Here is a 22,995-nt window from a genome sequence, read left to right as displayed (position 1 = left end):
GGCGAGCGGCTCTGGTGGGGACAATGGAACTGTTCAGCCGGACCCAGGGGGGCCGGAGGCGAGGCCATGACCTTCGTACAGCTCATCGAATGCAGGACCAGCCGGCTCGACGAGATGAACCGGCTGATGGACAGGTGGGTCGAGCAGACCAAGGGAAAACGGACCGCTACGCACAGTGTGGTGGCGAAGGACCGGGCCGACTCCTCGCACATCGTCGAGATCGTGGAGTTCCCGTCGTACGAGGACGCGATGCGCAACTCCGGGCTTCCGGAGACCGACCGGATCTTCCAGGACATGGTGGCGCTCTGCGACGAGGCGCCGACGTTCACGGACCTGGACGTGGTGCGGGACGAGCAGCTGAACGCGGCCACGGCGCGCAGGTTCTTCGAGCTGGCGCCCGGGCAGGGTGCGGCGCCCGCGTTCAACGACGTGTTCATCGAGGACTACCACGACCATGATCCGGCCAATGTGCAGGACGTCATCGGGCTGGACGCGTTGCGGCGCGAGGTGGAGGTGTGGCGGGGCGGGTTCGACTTCTCGTTCACGATCGAGGACCAGATCGCCCAGGGTGACCGGGTGTGCACGCGGTGGACCTGGAAGGGGCACCACAAGGGGGAGTTCCTCGGGATTCCGCCGACCGGGAAGGACGTCACCATGACCGGGACGACCGTCCACCGCTGCACGCCGGACGGGAAGCTCGCCGAGGGCTGGTGGCAGTACGACCGGCTGGGGCTGATGCAGCAGCTGGGGGCTCTGGAGCCTACGGAGCTGTGACCTCGGTACTCCTCTGAACTACAGCCCCGTGAGAACTCACCCCGGACACGGCACTGGAGCTGCTGGTGACCGGCGACACGGAGGACGGGGAGACGCCGGACGCGGTGGACCGGGCCCGGGACGAGATCGTCGTCGCCACCGCACACGCGGCGAAGCACGACTTCCGGGACGCCCTGCGGCACATGACCGCGGCGGTGGACCGGTTACGGACGGTCGGTGACTCCTGGCACGTCCTGAACTCCCTCGAGAGGCTGGGCGAGTTCCAGAGGTGGCGGGGGAAGCCGGAACTCGCGGAGCGGAGCCAGCGGGAGGCGCTGCGGCTGGCCGAGCAGGCCGGTGACCTCCGGGCGTGCGCCCGGCTGCGGCGGACGCTCGCGGAAACCCTCGGCTACCTGCGGCGGCCGGAGGAGGCGGCACCGCTGCTGGAGGCGGCGATCCACGACTTCCGTGTGCTGAACGACCGCAGATGGGAGGGCGCCTCCCTCTACGCCCTCGGAAAGATCTACCGTCTCCTCGGCCGCCGTGACGAAGCGCTCGACTGCTACCGGCGGGCGGAGGAGATCTTCGGGCCGATGGGCGAACGGCACCGGGTGGGGCGGGTCGCCAACGCCAGGATCCGCGTCCTGGCGGGCCTGGGCGACCTGGACGCGGCCAGCGAGACGGCCGGGACGGCGATCGGGATCTTCCGGCAGGTCGGCGATGAGATGTGGGTCGCCCACACCCAGCGGGACGCCGGCTGGCTGCATCTGAAGGCAGGTAGGCCCGCGGAGGCCCGCGGACCGCTCACCCATGCCGTCGAGGTGACCGAACGCGCCGGTGACGCCTACGCCAATGCCATGGCCCGTCATCTGCGCGGGGTCGCCCACCGCGACCTCGGTCACTACGCGGAGGCGCACGCCGACTTCGACGCCGCCCTCGATGTCTACCGGTGGAACGAGGCGGCGGTGGTCCACGACGTCGTCCGTGCCCTGCGGGCGGAGGGCCGGTCCGGCGAGGCCGCCGCCCTGGAGAGCGGCACCGCCGCGGCCAACCCGTTCTTCACCGGGATGCACGGGCGGAACGGCGCCGAGGCGCTCCCGGACGAGGACTGACGGCCTTCCGTCGTCCGGCCGGGCGCCGCACGTCCGTGGCATCCCCCGGACGTTTCCGGGGCCGGCCCGTCCGGCCCGCGCAGCACGTCGTGGCGGGCCGGGAGCCGTGCCCCGGCCCGTCGGGTCCGCCCGGTGCGGGGGCTTCGGCGCCGTCGGTGGCCGGCCCCGCCGTCAGAACCACTTCGTGCAGGTCCAGGAACCGCCCGCGCCGTCGTACTGCTCGACACAGGCCCGGTAGGCGTAGCTGTTCCACACCATGGCGGTGTACGCCGGGTAGTTGGGCGAGGCGTGCTCCGTGTACGTGGGACCCTTCTTGGTCTCGATCTTGAAGCGCCAGTTGCTGTTGGCCTTGTCGATACGGGCCCAGGCCGCGCTGCAGGACGGTGAGACCCGCAGCTCGACCGCCGGGCCGCCGCCGGCCGGCGGGATCCTGCTGCCCTTGAGCGTGCGGGCATCGGCGCCGCAGCCCGTCGCCTGCGGGTTCCTGCCCGTGCAGTCGGAGCCTTTACAGGTGGCGGCCTGTGCCGTCCCCATGGGCAGCAGCGCGGTCAGGGCCACGGCCGCCGTGACGATACCCAGCGTCTTCTTGAGCATGGCGTCCTCCCCGGGAGTCACCGGCTCCCGTGATCTGTGACGGTGTCGGTCAGAAGGTACATATCGGCGCTCCTGGCCGGCGCACACGCCACAACCGGTGGGTGACGCCGCGGCGGCCGTCCTCACTGGGGGCGCGCGGATGCATCGTTCCTGCGGCGCCGGAGTCCGCTGTCCCCTTTCGGGGCAGCGGTGGTCACGTGGGGTTGACGAAGGCCGACCAGGCGTCCGGGCCCGCGAGGCCGTCGGCGGCGAGCCGGCCCAGGGCCCGGGAGTTCGAGAACGTCCGGGTCACCTGGACGATCAGGAACCGGAGTGCGGAAAAGTCGGACCATACCGGGGAGTGGGAAGCCGTGGCCCCGGACGACGGCAAGCGGCTCTACGACTCCCCCGGAGCCGAGTGAGGTTCCGCCGCCGGGCGGCTAGTCGCCTCCGCCCCCGCCTCCTCCGTCCCCGCCGCCGTCGCTGCCGCCCCCTCCTCCGTCGCCGCCGTCCCCGCCGTCGCTGCCCCAGCCGTCGCCGCCCCCGGGTTCGTTGTCGGTGCGGTCCCTGCCGAGGTTGCTGAACCAGGGGCGCTCCCAGATGTCGTCGTCCGTGTCCCTGCGGGTCTTCACGGCGCGGAATCTGGCCAGGCCAGTCGTGTCGCCGAGCCCGAAGGACACCGCGACCGCGTGGGCCATGACGGCGTCCAAGGGGTCGGGGCTCTCGTGGTGCACGTCGGCCAGCGGCAGCAGCACCGAGCCGGGCGGGGGGCCGGGCCACCGTGAGGGGCGGGTCAACAGCGCGACCCGGCGGTCGTCGCGCAGCAGGCACGAGCTCTCGGCGTCCTCGCGGCGCAGGGTCCAGAGCCGGTCGGGCAGGCGGATCTCGACCTTGCTCTTGGACTTGCGCATCCTCCTGCTCAGTTCGAGCCGTGCGGCGGTGTCACCGACGGTCATGACCAGGCCGCCGGCCCTGTCGGCGCTGTCGGGGCGGTAGCCGTACGGTGCCCTGAGCCGTACGGCGGGGGCGTGCGGGCCCCAGACATCCACGCGGACCAGGCGCCGGTCCACGGCGACGGCCACCCGCCCAGCGGGGCCGGGCGCGTAGCGGCGTGCGATCCACAGCGGTACGCCCTCCGCCTGCGCCTGCGAGGTGAGAGCGGCGACGTGGTCCGGACCGCCGCATCTGCGCACCGCCAGTTCGCCCAGCGCGTGGGCGAACTCGGCGGCCTGACGGGCCTTCAGGGGGGTGGTGGTGCCGGTCACGCGGGTGACCGGGACGACGCCGGGGCCCTGCGGCAGCGCCGCCAGGGGGCGTTCGGTGCCCCCACCGCCGAGCCAGCGGCCCCGCAGGAACGCTTCTGCCATGGCGGCGAGGTTCAGCTCGTCCAGGGGGGTCGTCCTGCCGCCCCTGCGCAGTCCGTCCTCGGTGAGCCGCACGGTCCGCGCCAGCGGGTTGCGGGAACTTTCCCCATAGAGCACCTGGTTCATCCCTACCCCCTCATGATCCGCCCGTTCTTGTGGGTAGACCGTCGCCGGCCCCGTCACGGTTCCCTGACCGGCGGACGGCACGGCGAAGGCCCGGCAGCCCCGTCTCCGGGGTGCCGGGCCTTCGCTCGGGCTCGGGCCGACTGAGGTCGTCAGCCGTCACGCATCGTGCGTCAGTGGGCGTGGCCGTGGCCGTGGCCCGCGGCGGCCGGCTCCTCCTCTTCCTTCTTCTCGACAACCAGGGTCTCGGTCGTGAGCAGGAGGGAGGCGATGGAGGCGGCGTTCTCCAGGGCGGAGCGGGTGACCTTGACCGGGTCGATGACGCCGGCCTTGATCAGGTCGCCGTACTCTCCGGTGGCGGCGTTGAAGCCCTGGCCCTTGTCGAGCTCGGCGACCTTGGAGGTGATGACGTAGCCCTCCAGGCCGGCGTTCTCGGCGATCCAGCGCAGCGGCTCGACGACCGCGCGGCGGACGACCGCGACACCGGTGGCCTCGTCGCCGGACTTGCCGAGGCCGCCCTCGAGGACCTTGGCGGCGTGGACCAGAGCGGAGCCACCACCGGAGACGATGCCCTCCTCGACCGCGGCGCGGGTCGCGGAGATGGCGTCCTCCAGACGGTGCTTGCGCTCCTTGAGCTCGACCTCGGTGGCGGCACCCACACGGATGACGCACACGCCGCCGGCCAGCTTCGCGAGGCGCTCCTGGAGCTTCTCGCGGTCCCAGTCGGAGTCGGTGGTCTCGATCTCGGCCTTGATCTGGGCGACGCGGCCCTGCACGTCGTCCTTGTTGCCGGCACCGTCGACGACCGTGGTGTCGTCCTTGGTGACGGTGACGCGGCGGGCGGAGCCGAGCACGTCCAGGCCGACCTGGTCGAGCTTGAGGCCGACCTCCTCGGAGACGACCGTGGCGCCGGTGAGGACCGCCAGGTCCTGCAGCATCGCCTTGCGGCGGTCGCCGAAGCCGGGGGCCTTCACCGCGACGGCGTTGAAGGTGCCGCGGATCTTGTTCACGACGAGGGTCGACAGGGCCTCGCCCTCGACGTCCTCGGCGATGATCAGCAGCGGCTTGGAGGAGTTGGACTGGATGACCTTCTCCAGCAGCGGCAGGAGGTCCGCGATGGCGGAGATCTTGCCCTGCGTGATGAGGATGTACGGGTCGTCCAGGACGGCTTCCATGCGCTCCTGGTCCGTCACGAAGTACGGCGACAGGTAGCCCTTGTCGAAGGCCATGCCCTCGGTGAAGTCCAGCTCCAGACCGAAGGTGTTGGATTCCTCGACGGTGATGACACCGTCCTTGCCGACCTTGTCCATCGCCTCGGCGATGAGCTCGCCGACCTGCTGGTCCTGGGCGGACAGCGCGGCGACGGCGGCGATGTCGGACTTCTCGTCGATCGGGCGGGCCGAGGCGAGCAGGTCCTCGGAGATCGCGGCGACGGCGGCGTCGATGCCCTTCTTCAGGGCGGCCGGGGAGGCACCGGCGGCGACGTTCTTCAGGCCCTCGCGCACGAGCGCCTGGGCGAGCACGGTCGCGGTGGTCGTACCGTCACCCGCGATGTCGTTGGTCTTGGTCGCCACCTCCTTGACCAGCTGGGCACCGAGGTTCTCGTACGGGTCCTCGATCTCGACCTCGCGGGCGATCGTGACACCGTCGTTGGTGATGGTGGGGGCGCCGAACTTCTTGTCGATGACGACGTTGCGGCCCTTGGGGCCGATCGTCACCTTGACCGTGTCGGCAAGCTTGTTGACGCCGCGCTCGAGGGCGCGACGGGCGTCCTCGTCGAACTTCAGGATCTTCGCCATGGGAGCGTGAGCCCTCTTCCGGAATCAGGGGTAACGGCACTGCGCCCCGGGCGCCCGGCTTCTTATCGATCGCGGGGGGCCAGGGGCGCAGCTCAAAGCAATGTGCTTGGGGTGAATTACTTCTCGACGATCGCGAGCACGTCACGGGCCGAGAGGACGAGGTACTCCTCGCCGTTGTACTTCACCTCGGTGCCGCCGTACTTGCTGTAGAGCACGACGTCGCCGACGGAGACGTCGAGCGGAAGACGGTTGCCGTCCTCGAAGCGGCCCGGGCCCACGGCCAGGACGACGCCCTCCTGGGGCTTCTCCTTGGCGGTGTCCGGGATGACCAGGCCAGAGGCGGTGGTCTGCTCGGCGTCGAGCGGCTGGACCACGATGCGGTCCTCGAGCGGCTTGATGGCAACCTTGGAGCTGGTGGTCGTCACGATCCGACCTCCCCCTTCGGAGATCTCACGGGGTTAACTGTCTGAGGTGGCGACCAGGTGGATCCGTCGTCGCGGGTGCCGGACCTGCCCGTCGCTGTGTTGGCACTCTCCAGTGGGGAGTGCCAGAGCCGAGACTATGACTGCGATTAGCACTCGGTCAAGCGGAGTGCCAATTGCCGGCGGCGCGTCGGCCGTGGAACCGGGCCGTCGTACGTATGTGCTGGGCACCCGGCCTCGGCTGAGCATCGGCACCACCGGGCGCTCAGGAGTCAGACGTAGTTCTCCAACCGCCCCACCCGCAGCCCCCTTCCCTCGATCTCCCTCAGCAGGCGCTCCGTCTGTTCCGTGAGCGTCAGGGACGCGCTCTCACCGGATGGCACCGAGATGACGTCGCCGGGGCGCAGCGCGGGCTTGCCGCGGGTGTACGTCAGGGTGCCGTCGGGGTTCAGGGAGGCCCTCCAGAGGACGACCGCCCGGATGCCGCAGTCGGCGGCGGCGCGCAGGGTCGTCGTGTCGTACGTGCCGTAGGGCGGGCGGAAGAGGTGGGGGCGGATGCCGAAGCGGGAGCGGAGTTTGTGCTGCTGGCCGCAGATCTCGGCGCGCTGGCCGGCGTAGGGCAGACCGCGCAGGGCGGGGTGGTCGAGGGTGTGGTTCTGGATGGACGCGCCGACCGCGCGCAGGCGGGCGAAGTGGCCGTAGCCGGGCCCCACGACGCTGTCCGTGAGGAACATGCTGACCGGAAGCCGCCGTTCGCGGACGAGGGTGACGAAGTGCGGGTCGCGCTCGGCGCCGTCGTCGTAGGTCAGGAAGACCACCCGGTCCCGGGTGCGGACGTGGTCCAGGACGGGCGGGAGGCCGCCCCGGTCCGGCCCGCGGACGTCGCTCGACGCGTGCGCCGGGGACTGGCCCCGGCCGTCCGCGCCCGTGTGCTCCCCCGCGGCCCCGGCGCAGCCGGCCAGCAGGATCGCGCCCGCGCACACCATGGCGGCCGGCGATCGCCGCCTCACAGGTAGTCCTCCAGCCGGCCCACCGCGTACCCCTCGGCCGTGACCTTGTTCAGGAAGCGGCGGATCATGTCGGGCATCGTGCCCTGCCAGTGGTCGCGGCCGCGGAAGTGGGTGAGGACGATGTCGCCCGGGTGCAGTCTCCGGTCCCGCTCGCGGTACTCCCAGTGGTCGGCGAAGACCTCCTCGTTCCAGAGGGGGGCGTACTCGATGCCGCAGGCCTTGGCGGCGTGCAGGGTCGCCCGGTCGTAGCTGCCGTAGGGCGGGCGGAAGAGGGTCGGGCGCTTGCCGTAACGCTTCTCGATGAGGCGCTGCATGCCGCAGATCTCGCGCTTCTGCGCGCGGTAGGGCAGGCCCCGCATGAGGCGGTGGCGGAGGGTGTGGTTGTTCAGGACCACGCCCCGGTCCTGCATCTTCTCGAAGTAGCCGTAGTCGTTCCTGATCAGGTAGCCGCTGAGGAAGGCGCTGTACGGGATTTTCAGGTCGCTCATCATCCGCAGGAACGCCGGGTCCTTCTCGGCGCCGTCGTCGATGGTGAGGAAGACGACCTTGTCCCGGGTGGGGACAGTGGTGAAGACGGGCGGGAGGTTCAGTCTCCGGTGGCCCTTCACCTCGAAGCCCGCGCGGGTCCTGATCCTCGGCTTCTTCGCGGGGGCCGGCGGGGCGGTCAGCGGGACGGTCCGCAGCCCCCAGCGCTGCGCGGCGGCGACCCGGGCGGCGTGCGCGGCGCGCAGTCTGGAGGCGTAGGAGTCGAGCGCGCGGGCCGGGGGCGCGTCGAGGGGCTGCTGGCCGCCGGCCGCGGTGATCCGGCCGTTGTCGCCCTGCGCGCAGCCCGAGGCGATGGTGGCGAGGATGAGCACGGCGAGGCAGATCCGCACACCGCCAGATGCCCGCCTTTTGTCATTTTGTACGACTGCTCGCATGATGCGGGATCCTCCCAGCCGGCGTCCCGGGACCGGCCCCGACACCGCGACGGACGGCGCAGCATCCACCGAGTGGCCGACAGGTCCGGGCTCGCTCCTCTTGGACGCGGACGGATCACCCGGGTCCGCCCGGACCCGGGGCGGCGGGCCTTCGAGCGCGCACGGAGTGACACAGCCGCCCCGCCGCCCAGCCCCGGACGGGCCGGCCTCCGCGGCACGACGGACCACCGGGCCGAGCGCCCCGTTCCGGCGGTGCCGCAGGGTGCCGGGCCGGAGCCGGCTCCGCGTCCCGTGCCGCCGGAGCAACGGACGCCCGCAGAGCGGGACCCCGCCGCCCACCGCACGCCGCACGACGGACCACCGCTCCCCGCGCGGCCATGGGCCGACCCGCGTGCCGGCCCGGACCCGCCGGCCGTCCCGGGCCCGGACCGACCGGCACCCCGGCCCGGACCGCTTCACCGCGCACGCGACCCGCACCACCCCGTGGCCCACAATGATCCGGTGAACGACCTCGCCCTCCTCCTCACCCCCGAAGGCCGCGCCCTCCTCGACGAGGTGCGGGACACCGATCCGGCGCGGGAGCTGGCCGTCGCGACCCGGTTGCGCCGTGAGCACCCCGCCGAGCTGGTGTCGGCGGCGCTGGGGCAGGCGCGGCTGCGGCAGCGGGCGGTGGTGAAGTTCGGGGCGCAGGACGCGGGGCGGATGTTCTTCACGCCGAACGGGGTGGAGCAGTCGACCCGGGCGAGCGTGGCGGCCTACCGGGCGCGGCGGCTCGCGGAGTCGGGCGTGACCTCGGTCGCCGACCTGTGCTGCGGCATCGGCGGTGACGCGATCGCACTGGCCCGGGCCGGGATCCGGGTCCTGGCCGTCGACCGGGACCCGGCGACGGCCGCGGCGGCTCGGGCGAACGCCGAGGTGCTGGGGCTGGACGGCCTGATCGAGGTGCGGGAGGCGGATGTCACGGAGGTGGACACGGCCGGTTACGACGCCGTGTTCGTCGACCCGGCCAGGCGTGGCGGCCGGGGCCGGATCTTCGACCCCGAGGCGTACTCGCCGCCCTTGTCCTGGGCGGTCTCCGCGGCCCGCCGCGCCCCCCGCGCCGCCGCACTGAAGATCGCCCCCGGCATCCCGCACGAGGCGGTCCCCGAGGACGCCGAGGCCGAGTGGATCTCCGACGGCGGCGACGTGAAGGAGGCGGTGCTGTGGTTCGGCACCGCGCCCGGGGCGGTACGGGCCACCCTGCTGCCGGGCCCCCGCACCCTGCTCTCCCGCGGCCTGCCCGACCCGCGGGTCCGCCCGCCCGGCCGCTACCTGTACGAGCCCGACGGCGCCGTCATCCGGGCCCACCTGGTCGCCGAGGTGGCCGAGGAGCTCGACGGCGGGCTGCTGGACGCGACGATCGCCTACGTCACCGCGGACGAGCTGCGCCCGACGCCGTACGCCACCGCCTACGAGATCACCGACCATCTCCCCTTCAACGTCAAGAAGCTGAAGGCGCTGCTGCGGGGGCGGGAGGTCGGGAACCTCACGGTGAAGAAGCGGGGCTCGGCGGTCGAGCCGGAGGAACTCCGCAGGAAGGTCAAGCCGCAGGGGCCGCACGCGGCGACGGTGTTCCTGACCCGGGTGGCGGGGGCGCCGGCGATGCTCATCGGGCACCCGGCCTGACCTTCAGGCCTGCTCCGCCGCCCGCCGCCGCAGCAGCTCCCGCTCCCGCTCGTTCCGCGTCAGCGACGCCGCCCGTTCGAACTCCGCCCGGGCCTCCGCCGTACGGCCGAGGCGGGCGAGGACGCCGCCACGGACGCTGGGCAGCAGGTGGTAGTCCCGCAGGGCGGGGTCGCCGCGCAGAGCGGGTCAGCGCAGCGACTCCCACAGCTTCCGGGCCTCCGGCTGCTCGGCCACCACCCGGTTGGGATCCGACGGCGCCGGCACCACCGGCATCGTCACCGTCCGCACCGCGCTCGCCGACAGACCCTGCACGCTCTGCCCGAGCCGGGTCAGCTCGGCGAGGGAGTCCAGGCCGGTGTCGGTGGTGAGGCCGGCGGTCACGGCGTCCGCGACCCGGTACAGCTTCGCCGGGTCGGTGAGCAGGTCCTGCGCGGCGATCTGGTCCAGCAGTGCCTTCACCAGCTTCTGCTGGAGGCCTATCCGTCCCAGGTCGCTGCCGTCGCCTATGCCGTGCCGGGTGCGGGCCAGGGCGAGGGCCCGCGTGCCGTCCAGGTGGTGGGTGCCCGCCTTCAGGTGCAGATGGCTGTCGTCGTCGGCGATGTCCTCGTCCGTGGTGACGGTGACGCCGCCGAGTGCGTCCACGAGCTTGGCGAAGCCGGAGAAGTCGATCTCGATGTAGTGGTCCATGCGGACGCCGGTCATCGACTCGACCGTCTTCACCGCGCAGGCCGGTCCGCCCACCGCGTACGCGTTGTTGAACATGGAGTTGTGGGCGACGGCCGTCGAGCCGCCGGACGGGCGCGGGCAGGAGGGGCGGGTGACCAGGGTGTCGCGCGGGATGCTCACCACCGTCGCGCTGGTGCGCCCGGCGTCGAGGTGGACGACCATCGCCGTGTCGGAGCGGGCGCCGGAGCTGTCGCCGCCGCCGAGCCGCTGGTTCTCCTCGCCGCTGCGCGAGTCGGAGCCCAGGACCAGGATGTTGAGGGCCTCGCCGGGCAGGGCCGGTGCGGAGGGGGACGGCGTGACCACCGGCTTCGGCGGGCGGTTGCCGCCGAGCGCGTTGTCGATGTCGACGCTTTTGATGTTGTCGTTGAGATGCCAGTAGGCCCAGCCCGCCGAGCCGACGCCGAGCACCAGGGCTCCCGCCAGGGCGAGACCGGCGATCCGCAGCGCTCTCGACCGCCGGCCCACCGCTCTGCCCGCGTCCCCGTTCCCGTCCCCGTGTCCGTCACGTCCCGTCACGGGCAGGAACGTAAGTCCGAATTATTACGGGCAGGACCCCCAGGACGACTTTCTTCGGAAATTCTCAGACTTCTCGGTCCGGTCTCACCCCAGCGTCACCACGGGCACCGGGTTGCTCCCGTTCCACGAGCCGTTGAAGCCGAAGGTGACCGAACCGCCGTCCGGCACCGACCCGTTGTACGGGGCGTTCGTGCAACTGACCGCCGCGCCCGACTGCGTGCAGTTCGCGTTCCAGGCCTGCGTGATCCGCTGCCCGGCGCCGAACGTCCAGTCCGCCTTCCACGACGACAGCGAGGCCCCCGAGCAGGCGATCCGCACCTGGCCCGTGTAGCCGCTGCTCCACTGACTGGTGACGCTGTACGTCGCCGAGCAGGCGCCCGTCGGCGGCGGGGTCGTCGTCCCGCCGAGGGCCTCAGCGATGGCGTGGTACGCCGGTTTCGGCTGGTAGTTCTCGTCGTACGGGGTCGCCGCGCCCTGCCCGGGGAAGGTGTCCGGGATCCAGGAGTCGGAGTCGGTGAAGCCCCAGACGGTGACACCGGTACAGCGCGCGACCGCCACGCAGGCGTTCATGACCGCCTGGTAGTCGGCGGCCTGCTGGGTCAGCTTCGCCCGCGTCGCCGGCAGCTGCATCCGGATGTCCAGCTCGGTGATCGCCACGTCGACGCCCAGATCGGCGAAGCGCTGGATGTTCTGCTGCAGCGTGGAGGGCACCTGGCCGACGATGAGATGGGCCTGAAGCCCGACTCCGTCGATCGGGACTCCGCGCTCCTTCAGCGACTTGACCAGGTTGTACAGGGCCGTGCTCTTCGCGTTGACGCCCTCGACGTTGTAGTCGTTGATGTACAGCTTGGCGCTCGGGTCGGCGGCCCGGGCCCAGGTGAGGGCCTGGGCGATGTAGTCCTGGCCGAGGGTGTTGTGGAAGAGGGTCTGGCGGTAGGTGCCGTCCTCGTTGAAGGGCTCGTTCACCACGTCCCAGGCGGCCAGCCGCCCCTTGTAGCGGCCGACCTCGGTGGCGATGTGGTCCTGGACGATGGTGCTGAGCTGGTCCCGGGTCCAGCTGCCGTTCGTCAGCCAGCCCGGGTTCTGCTGGTGCCAGAGCAGGGTGTGCCCGCGCACCTGCTGGCCGTGGGCCTCGGCGAAGTTCACGATCTGGTCGGCCTCGGCCCAGTTGTGGCCGCCCCGGCTCGGCTCGACGGAGCCCCACTTCATGGCGTTGCCGGGGGTGAGCCAGTTGAACTCGCGGCCGGCGATCTCGCCGTAGGTGCCGGTGAGTTTCGAACCGGTGACCGCCGTGCCCATGACCTTGCCCTTGGCCTCGGCCAGGTCGCGCAGCGGGGCGTCGGCGGCGTGGGACGCGGGGGCCGTGAGCAGCAGGGAACCGGCCGTGACGACTCCGGCCAACAGGGAGGTGAGTAAGCCCGATCTCAGCGATCTCATTGCGGTGCCTCCGAAAGTTTCGGTGGTGCAACCGATTGGCTTCGGTGCAGTGTGGAGGCGCCCGGAAGACCCGTCAATACAGCATCAGTGGTCAGCCGCCCACGGGCACCGCCGCCGTACTGCTGCGCACCACCAGGCTCGTCGCCAGCTCCACCCGGGTGGCCGCCGGGGTGCCGGCCTCGCGGCCGAGGTCGAGGACCAGCTTGGCCGCCGCCTCGGCCATCTCCGTCAGCGGCTGCCGTACGGTCGTCAGCGGCGGCCCGACCAGGGGCGCCACCGGCAGGTCGTCGAACCCGACGACGCTCAGGTCCTCGGGGATGCGCAGCCCCAGCTCGCGCGCGGCCTCGTACAGCCCGAGCGCCTGGAGGTCGTTCCCCGCGAAGACGGCGGTCGGCCGGTCCGGGCGGCGCAGCAGCTCCAGACCGAGCCGGTAGCCGGCCTCGTGGTGGAAGTCGCCGTTCGCGATCAGCGCGGGGTCGACCGGCAGCCCGGCTGTCTCCAGCGCGGCCCGGTAGCCGTCGACCCGGGCGCGGCTGCACATCATCTGCGTCGGCCCGCTGATCGCGCCGATCCTGCGGTGCCCCAGCTCGACCAGATGCCGGGTGGCGGCGAGACCGCCCTGCCAGTTGGTCGCGCCGATCGAGGGCACGTCGGCCCCCGGGTCGCCGGCCGGGTCCATCACCACGAACGGGATGGCACGGCTGGTCAGCAGCGCCCGCTGCGACTCGTCGAGCCCGGACAGGACCAGGATCACGCCGTGCGGGCGGCGCGCGGCGACCTGGTCGGCCCAGGTCCGCCCGGGGGTGAGCCGCCCCGCGCTCTCCGACAGCACCACGCTGAGCCCCGCGTCCCGCGCGACGTTCTCCACGCCCCGGATGACCTCCAGCGCCCAGGCGCTCTCCAGCTCGTGGAAGACCAGGTCGATGAGGGGTGAGCGGGTCGCCTCGGCACGGCGGCGCCGGTAGCCGTGGGCCCGCAGCAGCTCCTCGACGCGGGCCCGCGTGGCGGGGGCTACGTCGGCCCGGCCGTTCAGCACCTTCGAAACAGTCGGTGCCGACACACCGGCCTCACGGGCGATCTCGGCGAGCGTCGCGGTCTGCGCGCTGCGCCCCTGCGTCCGGGTTTGCGTCCGGCTTTCAACCGGCTCCGGGGATGTCATGGCGGCGATCGTATCCCTGCGGGCCCCCTTGACGAAGTCCCCGTGGCGCCATAGGTTCCCGGAACATTCGACATACTGACCGAAACATTCGCTGAACCGGGCGTGAGAACGCTCGTGAGCACCGTTCGTGAGAGGGCCGTCCGTCCACCCGACAGGAGCTTCATGACCACCGCGCCCTGGCGTGACCCCGCCCTGCCCGCCGCCGCCCGCGTCGACGATCTGCTCTCCCGGATGACCCTGGAGGAGAAGGCCGCCCAGCTGTACGGCGTGTGGGTGGGCGCCGCGACGGACGGCGACGGAGTCGCTCCGCATCAGCACGACATGACGGTCGAGTACTCCGACGAGGCATGGGCCGAACTGATCACCCGCGGCCTGGGCCAGCTCACGCGCTCCTTCGGCACCGCCCCGGTGGACCCGGCGCTGGGCGCGCAGGCTCTGGCCCGCGCCCAGCGCCGTATCACCGAGGCCGGCCGCTTCGGCATCCCGGCGGTCGCGCACGAGGAGTGCCTGGCCGGCTTCACCGCCTGGCAGGCCACGGCCTACCCGGTCCCGCTGGCCTGGGGAGCGACCTGGGATCCCCCGCTGGTCGAGGAGATGGCCCGCCGCATCGGCGCCGACCTGCGCTCGGCCGGCGTGCACCAAGGGCTCGCGCCCGTCCTGGACGTCGTACGCGATCCGCGCTGGGGCCGGGTGGAGGAGACGATCGGCGAGGACCCGTATCTGGTCGGCACGGTCGGTACGGCCTATGTGCGGGGCCTGGAGTCGGCCGGGGTCGTCGCCACGCTGAAGCACTTCGCCGGGTACGCCTCCTCGGCCGGCGCCCGCAACCTGGCGCCCGTACGGGCCGGCACCCGCGAGTTCGCGGACGTCACGCTCCCGCCCTTCGAGATGGCGCTGCGCGAGGGCGGGGCCCGTTCGGTGATGGCCGCCTACACGGAGCGGGACGGCGTGCCGGCCTCGGCGGACCCCGAGCTGCTGACCGGGCTCCTGCGCGAGGAGTGGGGCTTCACCGGCACGGTCGTCGCGGACTACTTCGGCATCGGCTTCCTGCAGACCCTGCACCGGGTCGCCGGCACCCCGGCCGAGGCGGCCCACGCGGCCCTGGAGGCCGGCATCGACGTCGAACTGCCGAGCCTGAAGTGCTACGGCGATCCGCTGGTGGACGCGGTCCGCTCGGGCGAGATCCCCGAGGAGCTCGTGGACCGCGCGGCCCGCCGCGTCCTGCTCCAGAAGTGCGAACTGGGCCTGCTCGACGAGGACTGGACCCCCGAGCCGGCCGGCACGGTCGACCTCGACTCGACGGGCAACCGGATCCTGGCTCGCCGCATGGCCGAGGAGTCCGTCGTCCTGCTCGACAACCCCGACGGCCTGCTCCCGCTCGCCCCCGACACCCGGATCGCGGTGATCGGCCCCAGGGCGGCCGACGCCCTGGCCATGCTGGGCTGTTACTCCTTCCCCTCCCACGTCCTCACCCACCACCCCGGCGTCCCGACCGGCATCGAGATCCCGACCGTCCTCGACGCCCTGCGCACCGAACTGCCCGACGCCAAGGTGACGTTCGCGCCGGGCTGCGACGTGACGGACCCGGACACCTCCGGCTTCGAGGAGGCCGTCGCCCGTACCGCCGAGGCGGACGTGTGCGTGGCGGTCCTCGGCGACCGGGCGGGCCTGTTCGGCCGCGGCACCTCGGGCGAGGGCTGCGACGCGACGGACCTCGCCCTGCCGGGCGCCCAGGGCGAGCTGCTGGACGCACTGGTGGCCACGGGCGTGCCCGTGGTGCTGGTGCTGCTGACCGGCCGTCCCTACGCCCTCGGCCGCTGGCACGGCCGCCTGGGCGCGGTCGTCCAGGCGTTCTTCCCGGGGGAGGAGGGCGGCCCGGCGGTGGCGGGAGTGCTGTCGGGCCGCGTCACCCCCTCGGGCCGCCTCCCCGTGAGCGTCCCGCAGGCACCCGGCGGCCAGCCCTGGACCTATCTCCAGCCGCCCCTCGGCCTCGCGGGCGAGGTCAGCAACCTCGACCCGACTCCGCTGTACGCCTTTGGACACGGCCGCTCGTACACGACGTTCGCGTGGGAGGACGGCACGGGCGGCGCGGAGCCGGCGGAGATCGGCACGGACGGGACGTACGACGTCTCGGTGACCGTCCGCAACACCGGCGACCGCGAGGGCGCGGAGGTCGTGCAGCTGTACCTCCACGACCCGGTGGCGTCGGTGACCCGCCCCGACGTACGGCTGATCGGCTACCAGCGCGTGCGGCTGGCGCCGGGGGAGGCGGCCCGGGTGCGGTTCCGTTTCCACACGGACCTGTCGGCGTTCACCGACCGTTCAGGCCGCAGGGTGGTCGAACCGGGCGCCCTGGAACTACGGCTCGCGGCGTCCAGCGCGGACGTACGCCACACGGCCCACCTCACGCTCACAGGCCCGGTCCGGGTGCTCGGCACCGACCGGCGGCTGCGGTGCGAGACGGAGGTGACGGACGCCGGGTGACGGTGCGGGTCAGTCGGCGCCGACCGACTCGAACCGCCACCGGTGCACGGCCCGTGTGACCAACTCCCCGTCCGGCTCCGGCAGTTCCGGCAGCTCGGCATCGTAGGGGGCGTCCCACCAGGTGATGACGAGGACCCGGTCCTGGGGAGCGCGCAGGGTCTCCCGACGCAGGGGTGCGCGGGGCAGCTCCTGCGCCTGTGCCCAGGCCAGCAGGTCCTCGCCCCGGCCGGGCACGGCCCGCGCCTCCCACATCAGGGCGACCGTCACGAGTAGAGGTTCTCCTTGCTGATCTCGTGCACATGGTCGTGGCCCGGGACATGCGGTTCCGTCACCGGCAGGGACGAGTCGGCCGGCAGGTCCCAGTCCGACGCGGCCCGGTTCCGGGCCACCATCTCCGCACCGAGCGCGGCGACCATCGCGCCGTTGTCCGTGCACAGCTTGGGCCGTGGCACCCGCAGCCGGATCCCGGCCGCCTCGCAGCGCTCCTGGGCCAGGGCGCGCAGCCGGGAGTTGGCGGCCACCCCGCCGCCGATCATCAGGTGGTCGACGCCCTCGTCCTTGCAGGCCCGGACGGCCTTGCGGGTCAGCACGTCCACGACCGCCTCCTGGAAGGAGGCCGCCACGTCCCGCACCGGGACCTCCTCCCCCGCCGCCCGCTTCGCCTCGATCCAGCGCGCCACGGCCGTCTTCAGCCCGGAGAAGGAGAAGTCGTAAGCCGGGTCGCGCGGACCGGTCAGGCCGCGCGGGAAGGCGATCGCGTCCGGGTCGCCCTCGCGTGCGTACCGGTCGATGACCGGGCCGCCCGGGAAGCCCAGGTTCAGCACGCGGGCGATCTTGTCGAAGGCCTCACCGGCCGCGTCGTCGATGGTCGCGCCCATGGGGCGGACGTCGGAGGTGATGTCCGAGGACAGCAGCAGCGAGGAGTGGCCGCCGGACACCAGCAGCGCCATGGTCGGCTCGGGCAGCGGGCCGTGCTCCAGCTGGTCGACGCAGATGTGCGAGGCGAGGTGGTTGACGCCGTACAGGGGCTTGCCGAGCGCGTACGCGTACGCCTTCGCCGCCGAGACGCCGACCAGCAGGGCACCGGCGAGGCCGGGACCGGCGGTGACGGCGATGCCGTCGAGGTCGCGGGCGTTGACGCCCGCCTCCTTCAGCGCGCGGTCGATGGTGGGGACCATCGCCTCCAGGTGCGCCCGGGAGGCGACCTCGGGCACGACACCGCCGAAGCGGGCGTGCTCGTCGACGCTGGAGGCGACGGCGTCGGCGAGCAGGGTGGTACCGCGGACGATGCCTACGCCGGTCTCGTCGCAGGAGGTCTCGATGCCGAGGACGAGCGGCTCGTCGCGAGAGTCAGTCATTGGTCTGGGTTCCTTGTACGGGAGCCGAACCCGCGGCGGAGCCGCTGTCGGGTTTCGTGGTCAGTCGCATCACCAGGGCGTCCACGTTCCCCGGCTGGTAGTAGCCGCGCCGGAAGCCGATGGCCTCGAAGCCGAAGCGCTCGTAGAGCTTCTGCGCGCGGACGTTGTCCACCCGGCACTCCAGCATCACTTCGGCGCACTCGAAGGCGGTCGCGGCCCGCAGCAGTTCGGTGAGGAGCCGGCCGCCCAGTCCCGTCCCCCAGTACTCCCGGGTGACGGCGATGGTCTGGATGTCGGCCTGCTCGCCGGAGGAGGCGACACCGGCGTACCCGACGATCCGCTCCCCCGCCTCGGCCACGAGGTACTTCCGGGTCGCATCCGGCCCGCGCGCATGGGCCAGCTCGGACCAGAACATGCCCCGCGACCAGGCGTCGTCGGGGAACAGGTCCCGCTCCAGCTCCAGCACGGGGTCGATGTCCCACCAGCGCATCTCGCGCAGCACACACGTCTCGGACCCGGTCACTTGGGGGTGACCACCTTGTAGTTCTTGGGGACCTGGGCGTCGGGGCGGCGCAGATACAGCGGCCGAGGCGCGGGGAGTTCCTCGCCCGCCGCCAGCCGCTGTGCGGCCAGCCGGGCGAGCGCGGCGGCGGACACGTGCTCGGGCTCGTACGCCTGGGGGAAGGTGTCCGGGTACAGCAGCGCGCCCGCGCCGACCGCGGGCAGCCCCGCGACCTGCTCGGCGATGTCGGCGGGCCGGTCGACCGCCGGGTCGGTGACGCGGGTGCGGGAGTCGGCGTAGCGGGCCCAGTACACCTCCTTGCGGCGGGCGTCGGTCGCCACGACGAACGGGCCCTCCAGGTCGGCGGCGTAGGCGAGGCCGTCCAGCGTGCACACGCCGTGCACGGGGACGCCGAGCGCGAGCCCGAAGGTCTCGGCGGTCATCAGACCGACGCGCAGCCCGGTGTACGGGCCCGGCCCGATGCCGGCGACGACCCCGGTGACGGCGTCGAGCTTCAGACCGGCCTCGGCGAGCACCCGGTCGATCGCCGGCAGCAGCAGTTCCCCGTGCCGGCGCGCGTCCACCTGACTCGACGAGGCGATGACGTCCCGGCCGTCGTGCAGCGCGACGGTGACGGCGGGGGTGGCGGTATCCAGAGCGAGCAAGAGCACGCAAACAGCCTACGGCTCCCCGGGGCTCGTGTCGGACGTACCTGTCGGGCCGTCACCTGCTGCTACCGTCACCTTCCGTCACGGCGCCGCATACGCACCGTGCGCGACAGGGACGTACATCACGGAGGTGGGAGCCGGTGGCAGTCAGCAGCTCGGGGATCGTGGCCGCGCTCACCGCCGCGGCCCTGGCGACGGTCGGCTACCTCGCCCACCAGGCGTCACAGACGCTCCCGGCCGGCCTGGGCAGGTCACAGGCGGGCGCCGCCCCGGCGGCCGGTGTCTCGAAGCCGCCGCACCAGGCCAGGAAGGACCCCGCCGCACTGCCCGACGGCTCCGGCAAGGGCGCACGGGTCGTCTACTCCCTGCGCGCCAACCGGGTGTGGCTGGTCGGCGGGGACGAGGCGGTCACCCGCACGTTCAAGGTCGCCCCGAGCGCGGTGGACCCGGCCCCGGGCTCCTACTCGGTCACGTCCCGCTCGAACGCGGTCACCGGCTCCGACGGCGTCCCCGTCGAACACGTCGTGCGCTTCACCACCGTGGACGACGTGGTCATCGGCTTCAGCGCAGCCGTGAACGACTCGCCCCCCGCCCCGGCCCCGAAGGCCCGCACGGGCGGCATCCGCGAGTCCCGCGCGGACGGCGAGGCGATGTGGACGTTCGCGACGATCGGCCGCAAGGTCGTGGTGGTGCGCTAGGCGGCCGGGCCGCTGGGTCAGGGGCACGCCAGGCCGCACGCCGCGGACCTCGGACCCCTAGGCAGTTTCTTTCGGATCACCGCGCGGACCAGATGAAGATGGCGGCGATGTGGAGTCCGGCGAGGTAGATGGTGGCGGTCTTGTCGTAGCGGGTGGCCAGACCGCGCCACTGCTTGGGCCTGTTGATGCACCGCTCGACTGTGTTGCGTTGCTTGTATGCCTCGCTGTCGAAGGCCGGCGGACGGCCACCGAAGCGGCCGAGCCGTTTGCGGTTCGCGGCCTGGTCGGCGGGCTGCGGGATCACTGCCCGGATCCCACGCCGCCGCAGATGACCGCGGATCGCCCGGGACGAGTACGCCTTATCGGCCAGGGCCATTTCCGGCCGACCGGCCGCGGCACTCGCAGGCGGGCCATGACCTGGGCGAATGCGGGGGCGTCCCCTGCCTGGCCGGGCGTGAGGACGAAAGCGAGCGGACGGCAGCGGCTGTCCGCGGCGAGGTGGATCTTCGTGGTCAGACCGCCGCGGGACCGTCCGAGCGCATGATGGTCCGGCTCGCCGGCCGGGGCCCTTTTGACGGGCCCCGGCGGCGTGCTGATGAGCCCGGACGATGGTGGAGTCGACCGCGACGACCCAGGCGAGATCGCCTTCGGCGTCGGCCTGGGCCAGCAGAGCGGTGAACACGCGCTCCCAGGTGCCGTCGGCGGCCCACTTCCGCAGCCGGTTGTGGACGCCCTTCCACGACCCGAAGCGCTTGGGCAGGTCCATCCACGGTATGCCGGTGCGGTACTTGAACGCGATCGCGTCGATCAACTGCCGGTGATCCCGCCACCGCCCGCCCCGCCTCGGAGCCCGGTCCGGCAGCAACGGCTCGATCCTTGCCCACTGGGCGTCACTCAACGACACACATCAGTCAACGATCAGATGATCCAATTGAAACGGTCCGGCGCACTGTCACAGGTCAGACCAGTTCGAAGGCACGCCGGAAGATACCGTATTCCCCAGGCGTCTCCCAGCACGTGTAGTGGCAGCCAAGAAGATTGGGCAGGGCAATCCCCAATTGCTCCGCCAGCACGTCGGCCCCGGTCTTGAACATTCGAGACGGGTCATGGATGGCTTGACAATGAGCAGTTGCTCCACGCAGTTCGATAACGACGTACTCCATGCTCCTGCCGGCGCTGACCACCGGTTCCTCATGGTTCTGCTCGTGCTGGGCATCCATAACCTGCCCACAGAGCCCGCACCGCAAGTTGTCGTGTGAGGCATCCACGGCAGGCATCGTACGCCTCGCTCGAACACGTACGGCCCCCATCCCCACCGGGTATCGGCTCGCCAGCTGCCTATGCTCCCGTCACTGATCCGGAGGAAACGTCCTAGGCCACCTGGCCGCAGAGTCGCCAGGTCGCCGATCGTCCGCCGGGCCGCTAGGCCGCCGGGACGCAAGGCCGCCCAGTCGCCGGGCCACCGGGCCGCCGGACCCCTGGGCCGCAAGGCCACCAGGACGGCAAGGCGGCAAGACCACCGGGCCGCCGGCCGCTAGGCCACCAGGACGGCAAGGCGGCAAGACCACCGGGCCGCCGGCCGCTAGGCCACCGGGACGGCAAGGCCGTGATCGTCCGCCGGGCCGCTACGCCGCTTCGCGGTGGTCCGCCGCCGGCTCCGTGAGCTCCGGCTCGGGTGCCCGCGGGGGCGTGGAGATCAGGGCAGCCGCCTCGCCCGCCGCCAGCAGGTCGCGCATGGACACCCCGGCGACCGCGAACGGCAGCGGTTGCCCCTTGCTCTCTGTAGCCGACATGGACGCCTCCCGAAGGCGGGGCGGACGTAGTTAGGTACACCTAACTACGGACTGGATACCATGTGACCACGCACAAGACGCCGTACGCAACATTTTGCCGACGCCTTGTCGGAACGTTCATCAAAACACCACGCGTCAGGAGCTACGCCGCGAGCACGCTCAGGTCCGCCGAAGCCCAGCGTTCCCCCACACCGGTGATCGTCATCTGCCGGACCTCGTCGGTCGTGTCGCCCATCGCGCGGTGGATCACCACCTGGAGCCGGTCCTCGGTCAGTTCCTCGACCTTGCCCTCGCCCCACTCCACGACGACCACGGACTCGGGCAGCGTGACGTCGAGATCGAGGTCCTCCATCTCGTCCAGCCCGCCGGACAGCCGGTACGCGTCGACATGGACCAGCGGCGGCCCCTCGCCCAGTGAGGGATGCACCCGGGCGATCACGAATGTCGGCGAGGTCACGGCCCCGCGCACGCCGAGCCCCTTGCCCAGCCCACGCGTCAGCGTCGTCTTGCCCGCCCCGAGCTCCCCGCTGAGCATCACCAGGTCACCGGCGCGCAGCAGTTTCGCGAGCCGGCGGCCCAGCTCCCGCATCTGCTCGGGGGAGGTGACGACGATCTGGACGGATCCGGGCTCAGCCGGGTTGTGCGGTGCTGCTGGTGCTTCCATAGCCCTTCACGGTAGCTCCTGCGGGCACGGCACCCGTGCGGGTGAGCAGGTCGGCGAGGCGGTCGGTGACCACTTCCGGGTGTTCCAGCATCACCAGGTGCCCCGCGTCCGGCACCAGCACCAGCTCGGCTTCCGGCAGCAGATCGGCGATGGCCTCGCTGTGCTCACTCGGCGTGACCAGATCCTGCACCCCGGCCAGGACGAGCACCGGCATGTCCGCGAAACACCCGAGCGCCTCCGTCTTGTCGTGGTCGTTGAACGCCGGGTAGTACTCGGCGACCACGTCGATGGGCGTGCTCTCGATCATCCGCTCGGCGAACCGGGCGACGGCCGGGTCGACGTCCCGGGACGCGAACGAGTACCGCTTGATGACCCCGGCGAACAGGTCCGCCGTGGCCCGGCGCCCCTTCTCCACCAGCTCGGCCCGCTGCCCCATCACCTTCAGCACGCCGGGCAGCACCCGCCGCACCGCGTTGACCCCGGCCACCGGAAGCCCGTAGTTGACCTCGCCGAGCCGCCCCGACGACGTCCCCACGAAGGCGGCCCCGACGACCCGCTCCCGGACCAGCTCGGGGTACTGGTCGGCCAGCGCCATCACCGTCATGCCGCCCATCGAGTGCCCGACCAGCACGAGCGGCCCCTCGGGCGCGGCCGCGTCGATGACGGCCTTCAGGTCGCGGCCCAGCTGCTCGATGGTGACCGGCTCGTCCCGCCCCTGGGCCACGCCCCGCCCGGACCGGCCGTGGCTGCGCTGGTCCCAGTGCACGGTCCGTACGACGCCTCTGAGCGCCGCCCGCTGGAAGTGCCAGGAGTCCTGGCTGAGGCAGTAGCCGTGGCTGAAGACGACGGTGACGGGGGCGGGGGCCTTCCGGCCGAAGAGCCTGCGGCGGCGCGGGCCGATGGCGGCGGGCGCGGCCTCCGGGTCGAGGTCGTCGACCTCGTAGTACAGCTCCGTGCCGTCGTCGGCGAACGCCTTGCCTGGCATGCCGCGCAGCGAGCCGTAGGGCCCCGCGGAGTCGAGGGCGAGCCGGGCCTTCTGGCGCATGCCCCGGCCGACCGTCATGCGCTCCAGGGCGACGCCCGCGGCCGCGCCCGCGGCCACCACGCCTATCGCGACACCGGCGATGCCGGTCGCCCTGCGCCAGCCCCCCGCCGCCCCCGCGGCGGAGACCGCGACGGCCGCGGTGGCGGCATTCGCGACGACCTCCGCACTGCTCTCGCTCACGTACCGCTCCTCTTCGCCGGGCTG

General features: G+C 72.3%; 22 protein-coding genes and 2 pseudogenes. 5 read left to right on the top strand and 19 right to left on the bottom strand.

From position 1 onward, the window contains the following. Positions 1 to 66: 66 nt before the first annotated feature. Both AC07F0_RS10420 and AC07F0_RS10415 read left to right on the top strand, forming a co-directional pair. Positions 67 to 774, top strand: coding sequence for an ester cyclase (locus AC07F0_RS10420; protein WP_478976743.1), 708 nt, complete (start codon positions 67 to 69; stop codon positions 772 to 774). A 65-nt stretch (positions 775 to 839) separates the two neighbouring features. Beyond that, on the top strand, positions 840 to 1,865 hold the full coding sequence (locus AC07F0_RS10415) for a tetratricopeptide repeat protein (protein ID WP_478976740.1): 1,026 nt from the start codon (positions 840 to 842) through the stop codon (positions 1,863 to 1,865). 171 nt (positions 1,866 to 2,036) lie between these two features. Here the strand turns inward: AC07F0_RS10415 and AC07F0_RS10410 are convergent, their stop codons facing one another. The 6 genes from AC07F0_RS10410 to AC07F0_RS10385 form a co-directional block, all read right to left on the bottom strand. After that, positions 2,037 to 2,459, bottom strand: a complete 423-nt coding sequence (locus AC07F0_RS10410) for a DUF2690 domain-containing protein (RefSeq protein WP_478976737.1) — start codon at positions 2,457 to 2,459, stop codon at positions 2,037 to 2,039. A 419-nt stretch (positions 2,460 to 2,878) separates the two neighbouring features. Then, positions 2,879 to 3,928 (bottom strand): hypothetical protein, encoded by a 1,050-nt coding sequence (locus tag AC07F0_RS10405; protein WP_478976734.1) that lies wholly within the window; start codon positions 3,926 to 3,928, stop codon positions 2,879 to 2,881. A gap of 170 nt (positions 3,929 to 4,098) precedes the next feature. Continuing rightward, the gene (gene groL, locus AC07F0_RS10400) at positions 4,099 to 5,724 is read right to left on the bottom strand and encodes a chaperonin GroEL (protein ID WP_436727551.1); all 1,626 of its coding nucleotides are present in this window, start codon (positions 5,722 to 5,724) and stop codon (positions 4,099 to 4,101) included. Between the two features lie 116 nt (positions 5,725 to 5,840). After that, complete coding sequence (gene groES, locus AC07F0_RS10395) at positions 5,841 to 6,149, bottom strand: co-chaperone GroES (RefSeq protein ID WP_003974211.1); 309 nt, start codon at positions 6,147 to 6,149, stop codon at positions 5,841 to 5,843. Positions 6,150 to 6,418: 269 nt separating this feature from the next. Beyond that, positions 6,419 to 7,132 (bottom strand): polysaccharide deacetylase family protein, encoded by a 714-nt coding sequence (locus tag AC07F0_RS10390; RefSeq protein ID WP_478977260.1) that lies wholly within the window; start codon positions 7,130 to 7,132, stop codon positions 6,419 to 6,421. A gap of 20 nt (positions 7,133 to 7,152) precedes the next feature. Next, positions 7,153 to 8,076 carry a polysaccharide deacetylase family protein gene (locus AC07F0_RS10385; RefSeq protein WP_478976731.1) on the bottom strand — a complete coding sequence of 308 codons (924 nt, stop codon included), beginning with the start codon at positions 8,074 to 8,076 and terminating at the stop codon, positions 7,153 to 7,155. A 501-nt stretch (positions 8,077 to 8,577) separates the two neighbouring features. Between AC07F0_RS10385 and AC07F0_RS10380 the strand changes: the two genes are divergently transcribed. Then, a complete protein-coding gene (locus AC07F0_RS10380; RefSeq protein WP_478976728.1) occupies positions 8,578 to 9,741 on the top strand; it encodes a THUMP-like domain-containing protein in 1,164 nt (387 codons plus the stop codon). Positions 9,742 to 9,744: 3 nt separating this feature from the next. On the opposite strand, the pseudogene AC07F0_RS10375 reads toward AC07F0_RS10380, so the two are convergent. The 4 genes and pseudogenes from AC07F0_RS10375 to AC07F0_RS10360 form a co-directional block, all read right to left on the bottom strand. After that, positions 9,745 to 9,924 (bottom strand): annotated as a pseudogene (locus tag AC07F0_RS10375) (RNA polymerase subunit sigma-24); the annotation flags it as partial. Between the two features lie 3 nt (positions 9,925 to 9,927). Beyond that, on the bottom strand, positions 9,928 to 10,932 hold the full coding sequence (locus tag AC07F0_RS10370) for an LCP family protein (protein WP_478977257.1): 1,005 nt from the start codon (positions 10,930 to 10,932) through the stop codon (positions 9,928 to 9,930). Between the two features lie 135 nt (positions 10,933 to 11,067). After that, positions 11,068 to 12,420: a glycoside hydrolase family 10 protein gene (locus AC07F0_RS10365; RefSeq protein ID WP_478976725.1), complete on the bottom strand. Its 1,353-nt coding sequence runs from the start codon at positions 12,418 to 12,420 to the stop codon at positions 11,068 to 11,070. Positions 12,421 to 12,511: 91 nt separating this feature from the next. Further along, complete coding sequence (locus tag AC07F0_RS10360; protein WP_478976722.1) at positions 12,512 to 13,579, bottom strand: LacI family DNA-binding transcriptional regulator; 1,068 nt, start codon at positions 13,577 to 13,579, stop codon at positions 12,512 to 12,514. A gap of 162 nt (positions 13,580 to 13,741) precedes the next feature. Between AC07F0_RS10360 and AC07F0_RS10355 the strand changes: the two genes are divergently transcribed. Further along, positions 13,742 to 16,063, top strand: coding sequence for a beta-xylosidase/alpha-l-arabinosidase (locus AC07F0_RS10355; protein ID WP_478976720.1), 2,322 nt, complete (start codon positions 13,742 to 13,744; stop codon positions 16,061 to 16,063). 9 nt (positions 16,064 to 16,072) lie between these two features. Here AC07F0_RS10355 and AC07F0_RS10350 read toward each other — a convergent pair whose 3' ends face one another. Genes AC07F0_RS10350 through tsaB form a run of 4 tightly spaced genes read right to left on the bottom strand, consistent with a single transcriptional unit; the run spans position 16,073 to position 18,594 of the window. After that, a complete protein-coding gene (locus AC07F0_RS10350; protein WP_478976717.1) occupies positions 16,073 to 16,330 on the bottom strand; it encodes a hypothetical protein in 258 nt (85 codons plus the stop codon). Further along, positions 16,327 to 17,421, bottom strand: a complete 1,095-nt coding sequence (tsaD, locus tag AC07F0_RS10345; RefSeq protein ID WP_478976714.1) for a tRNA (adenosine(37)-N6)-threonylcarbamoyltransferase complex transferase subunit TsaD — start codon at positions 17,419 to 17,421, stop codon at positions 16,327 to 16,329. Before tsaD ends, AC07F0_RS10350 begins: the two co-directional genes overlap by 4 nt. Beyond that, a complete protein-coding gene (gene rimI / locus AC07F0_RS10340; protein ID WP_478977254.1) occupies positions 17,414 to 17,911 on the bottom strand; it encodes a ribosomal protein S18-alanine N-acetyltransferase in 498 nt (165 codons plus the stop codon). The genes tsaD and rimI overlap by 8 nt, the downstream gene beginning before the upstream one ends. A gap of 29 nt (positions 17,912 to 17,940) precedes the next feature. Continuing rightward, positions 17,941 to 18,594 (bottom strand): tRNA (adenosine(37)-N6)-threonylcarbamoyltransferase complex dimerization subunit type 1 TsaB, encoded by a 654-nt coding sequence (gene tsaB / locus AC07F0_RS10335; RefSeq protein ID WP_436727540.1) that lies wholly within the window; start codon positions 18,592 to 18,594, stop codon positions 17,941 to 17,943. 137 nt (positions 18,595 to 18,731) lie between these two features. On the opposite strand from tsaB, the gene AC07F0_RS10330 reads away from it, so the two are divergent. Next, positions 18,732 to 19,289, top strand: a complete 558-nt coding sequence (locus AC07F0_RS10330; RefSeq protein WP_478976711.1) for a hypothetical protein — start codon at positions 18,732 to 18,734, stop codon at positions 19,287 to 19,289. Positions 19,290 to 19,365: 76 nt separating this feature from the next. On the opposite strand, the pseudogene AC07F0_RS10325 reads toward AC07F0_RS10330, so the two are convergent. The 5 genes and pseudogenes from AC07F0_RS10325 to AC07F0_RS10305 form a co-directional block, all read right to left on the bottom strand. After that, positions 19,366 to 20,193, bottom strand: a pseudogene (locus tag AC07F0_RS10325) (IS5 family transposase). Positions 20,194 to 20,248: 55 nt separating this feature from the next. Then, positions 20,249 to 20,557 carry a hypothetical protein gene (locus tag AC07F0_RS10320; RefSeq protein ID WP_478976709.1) on the bottom strand — a complete coding sequence of 103 codons (309 nt, stop codon included), beginning with the start codon at positions 20,555 to 20,557 and terminating at the stop codon, positions 20,249 to 20,251. Between the two features lie 357 nt (positions 20,558 to 20,914). Next, positions 20,915 to 21,082 carry a hypothetical protein gene (locus tag AC07F0_RS10315; RefSeq protein ID WP_436727538.1) on the bottom strand — a complete coding sequence of 56 codons (168 nt, stop codon included), beginning with the start codon at positions 21,080 to 21,082 and terminating at the stop codon, positions 20,915 to 20,917. Between the two features lie 142 nt (positions 21,083 to 21,224). Continuing rightward, positions 21,225 to 21,746 carry a tRNA (adenosine(37)-N6)-threonylcarbamoyltransferase complex ATPase subunit type 1 TsaE gene (gene tsaE, locus AC07F0_RS10310; RefSeq protein WP_478976707.1) on the bottom strand — a complete coding sequence of 174 codons (522 nt, stop codon included), beginning with the start codon at positions 21,744 to 21,746 and terminating at the stop codon, positions 21,225 to 21,227. After that, complete coding sequence (locus AC07F0_RS10305) at positions 21,712 to 22,971, bottom strand: alpha/beta fold hydrolase (RefSeq protein WP_478976705.1); 1,260 nt, start codon at positions 22,969 to 22,971, stop codon at positions 21,712 to 21,714. The genes tsaE and AC07F0_RS10305 overlap by 35 nt, the downstream gene beginning before the upstream one ends. Between the last annotated feature and the right edge of the window lie 24 nt (positions 22,972 to 22,995).

The sequence above is a fragment of the Streptomyces sp. NPDC045955 genome, from assembly GCF_056430805.1.
Note: the sequence above shows the minus strand (reverse complement) of the source record. Positions and strands in the feature narration are given on the sequence as shown.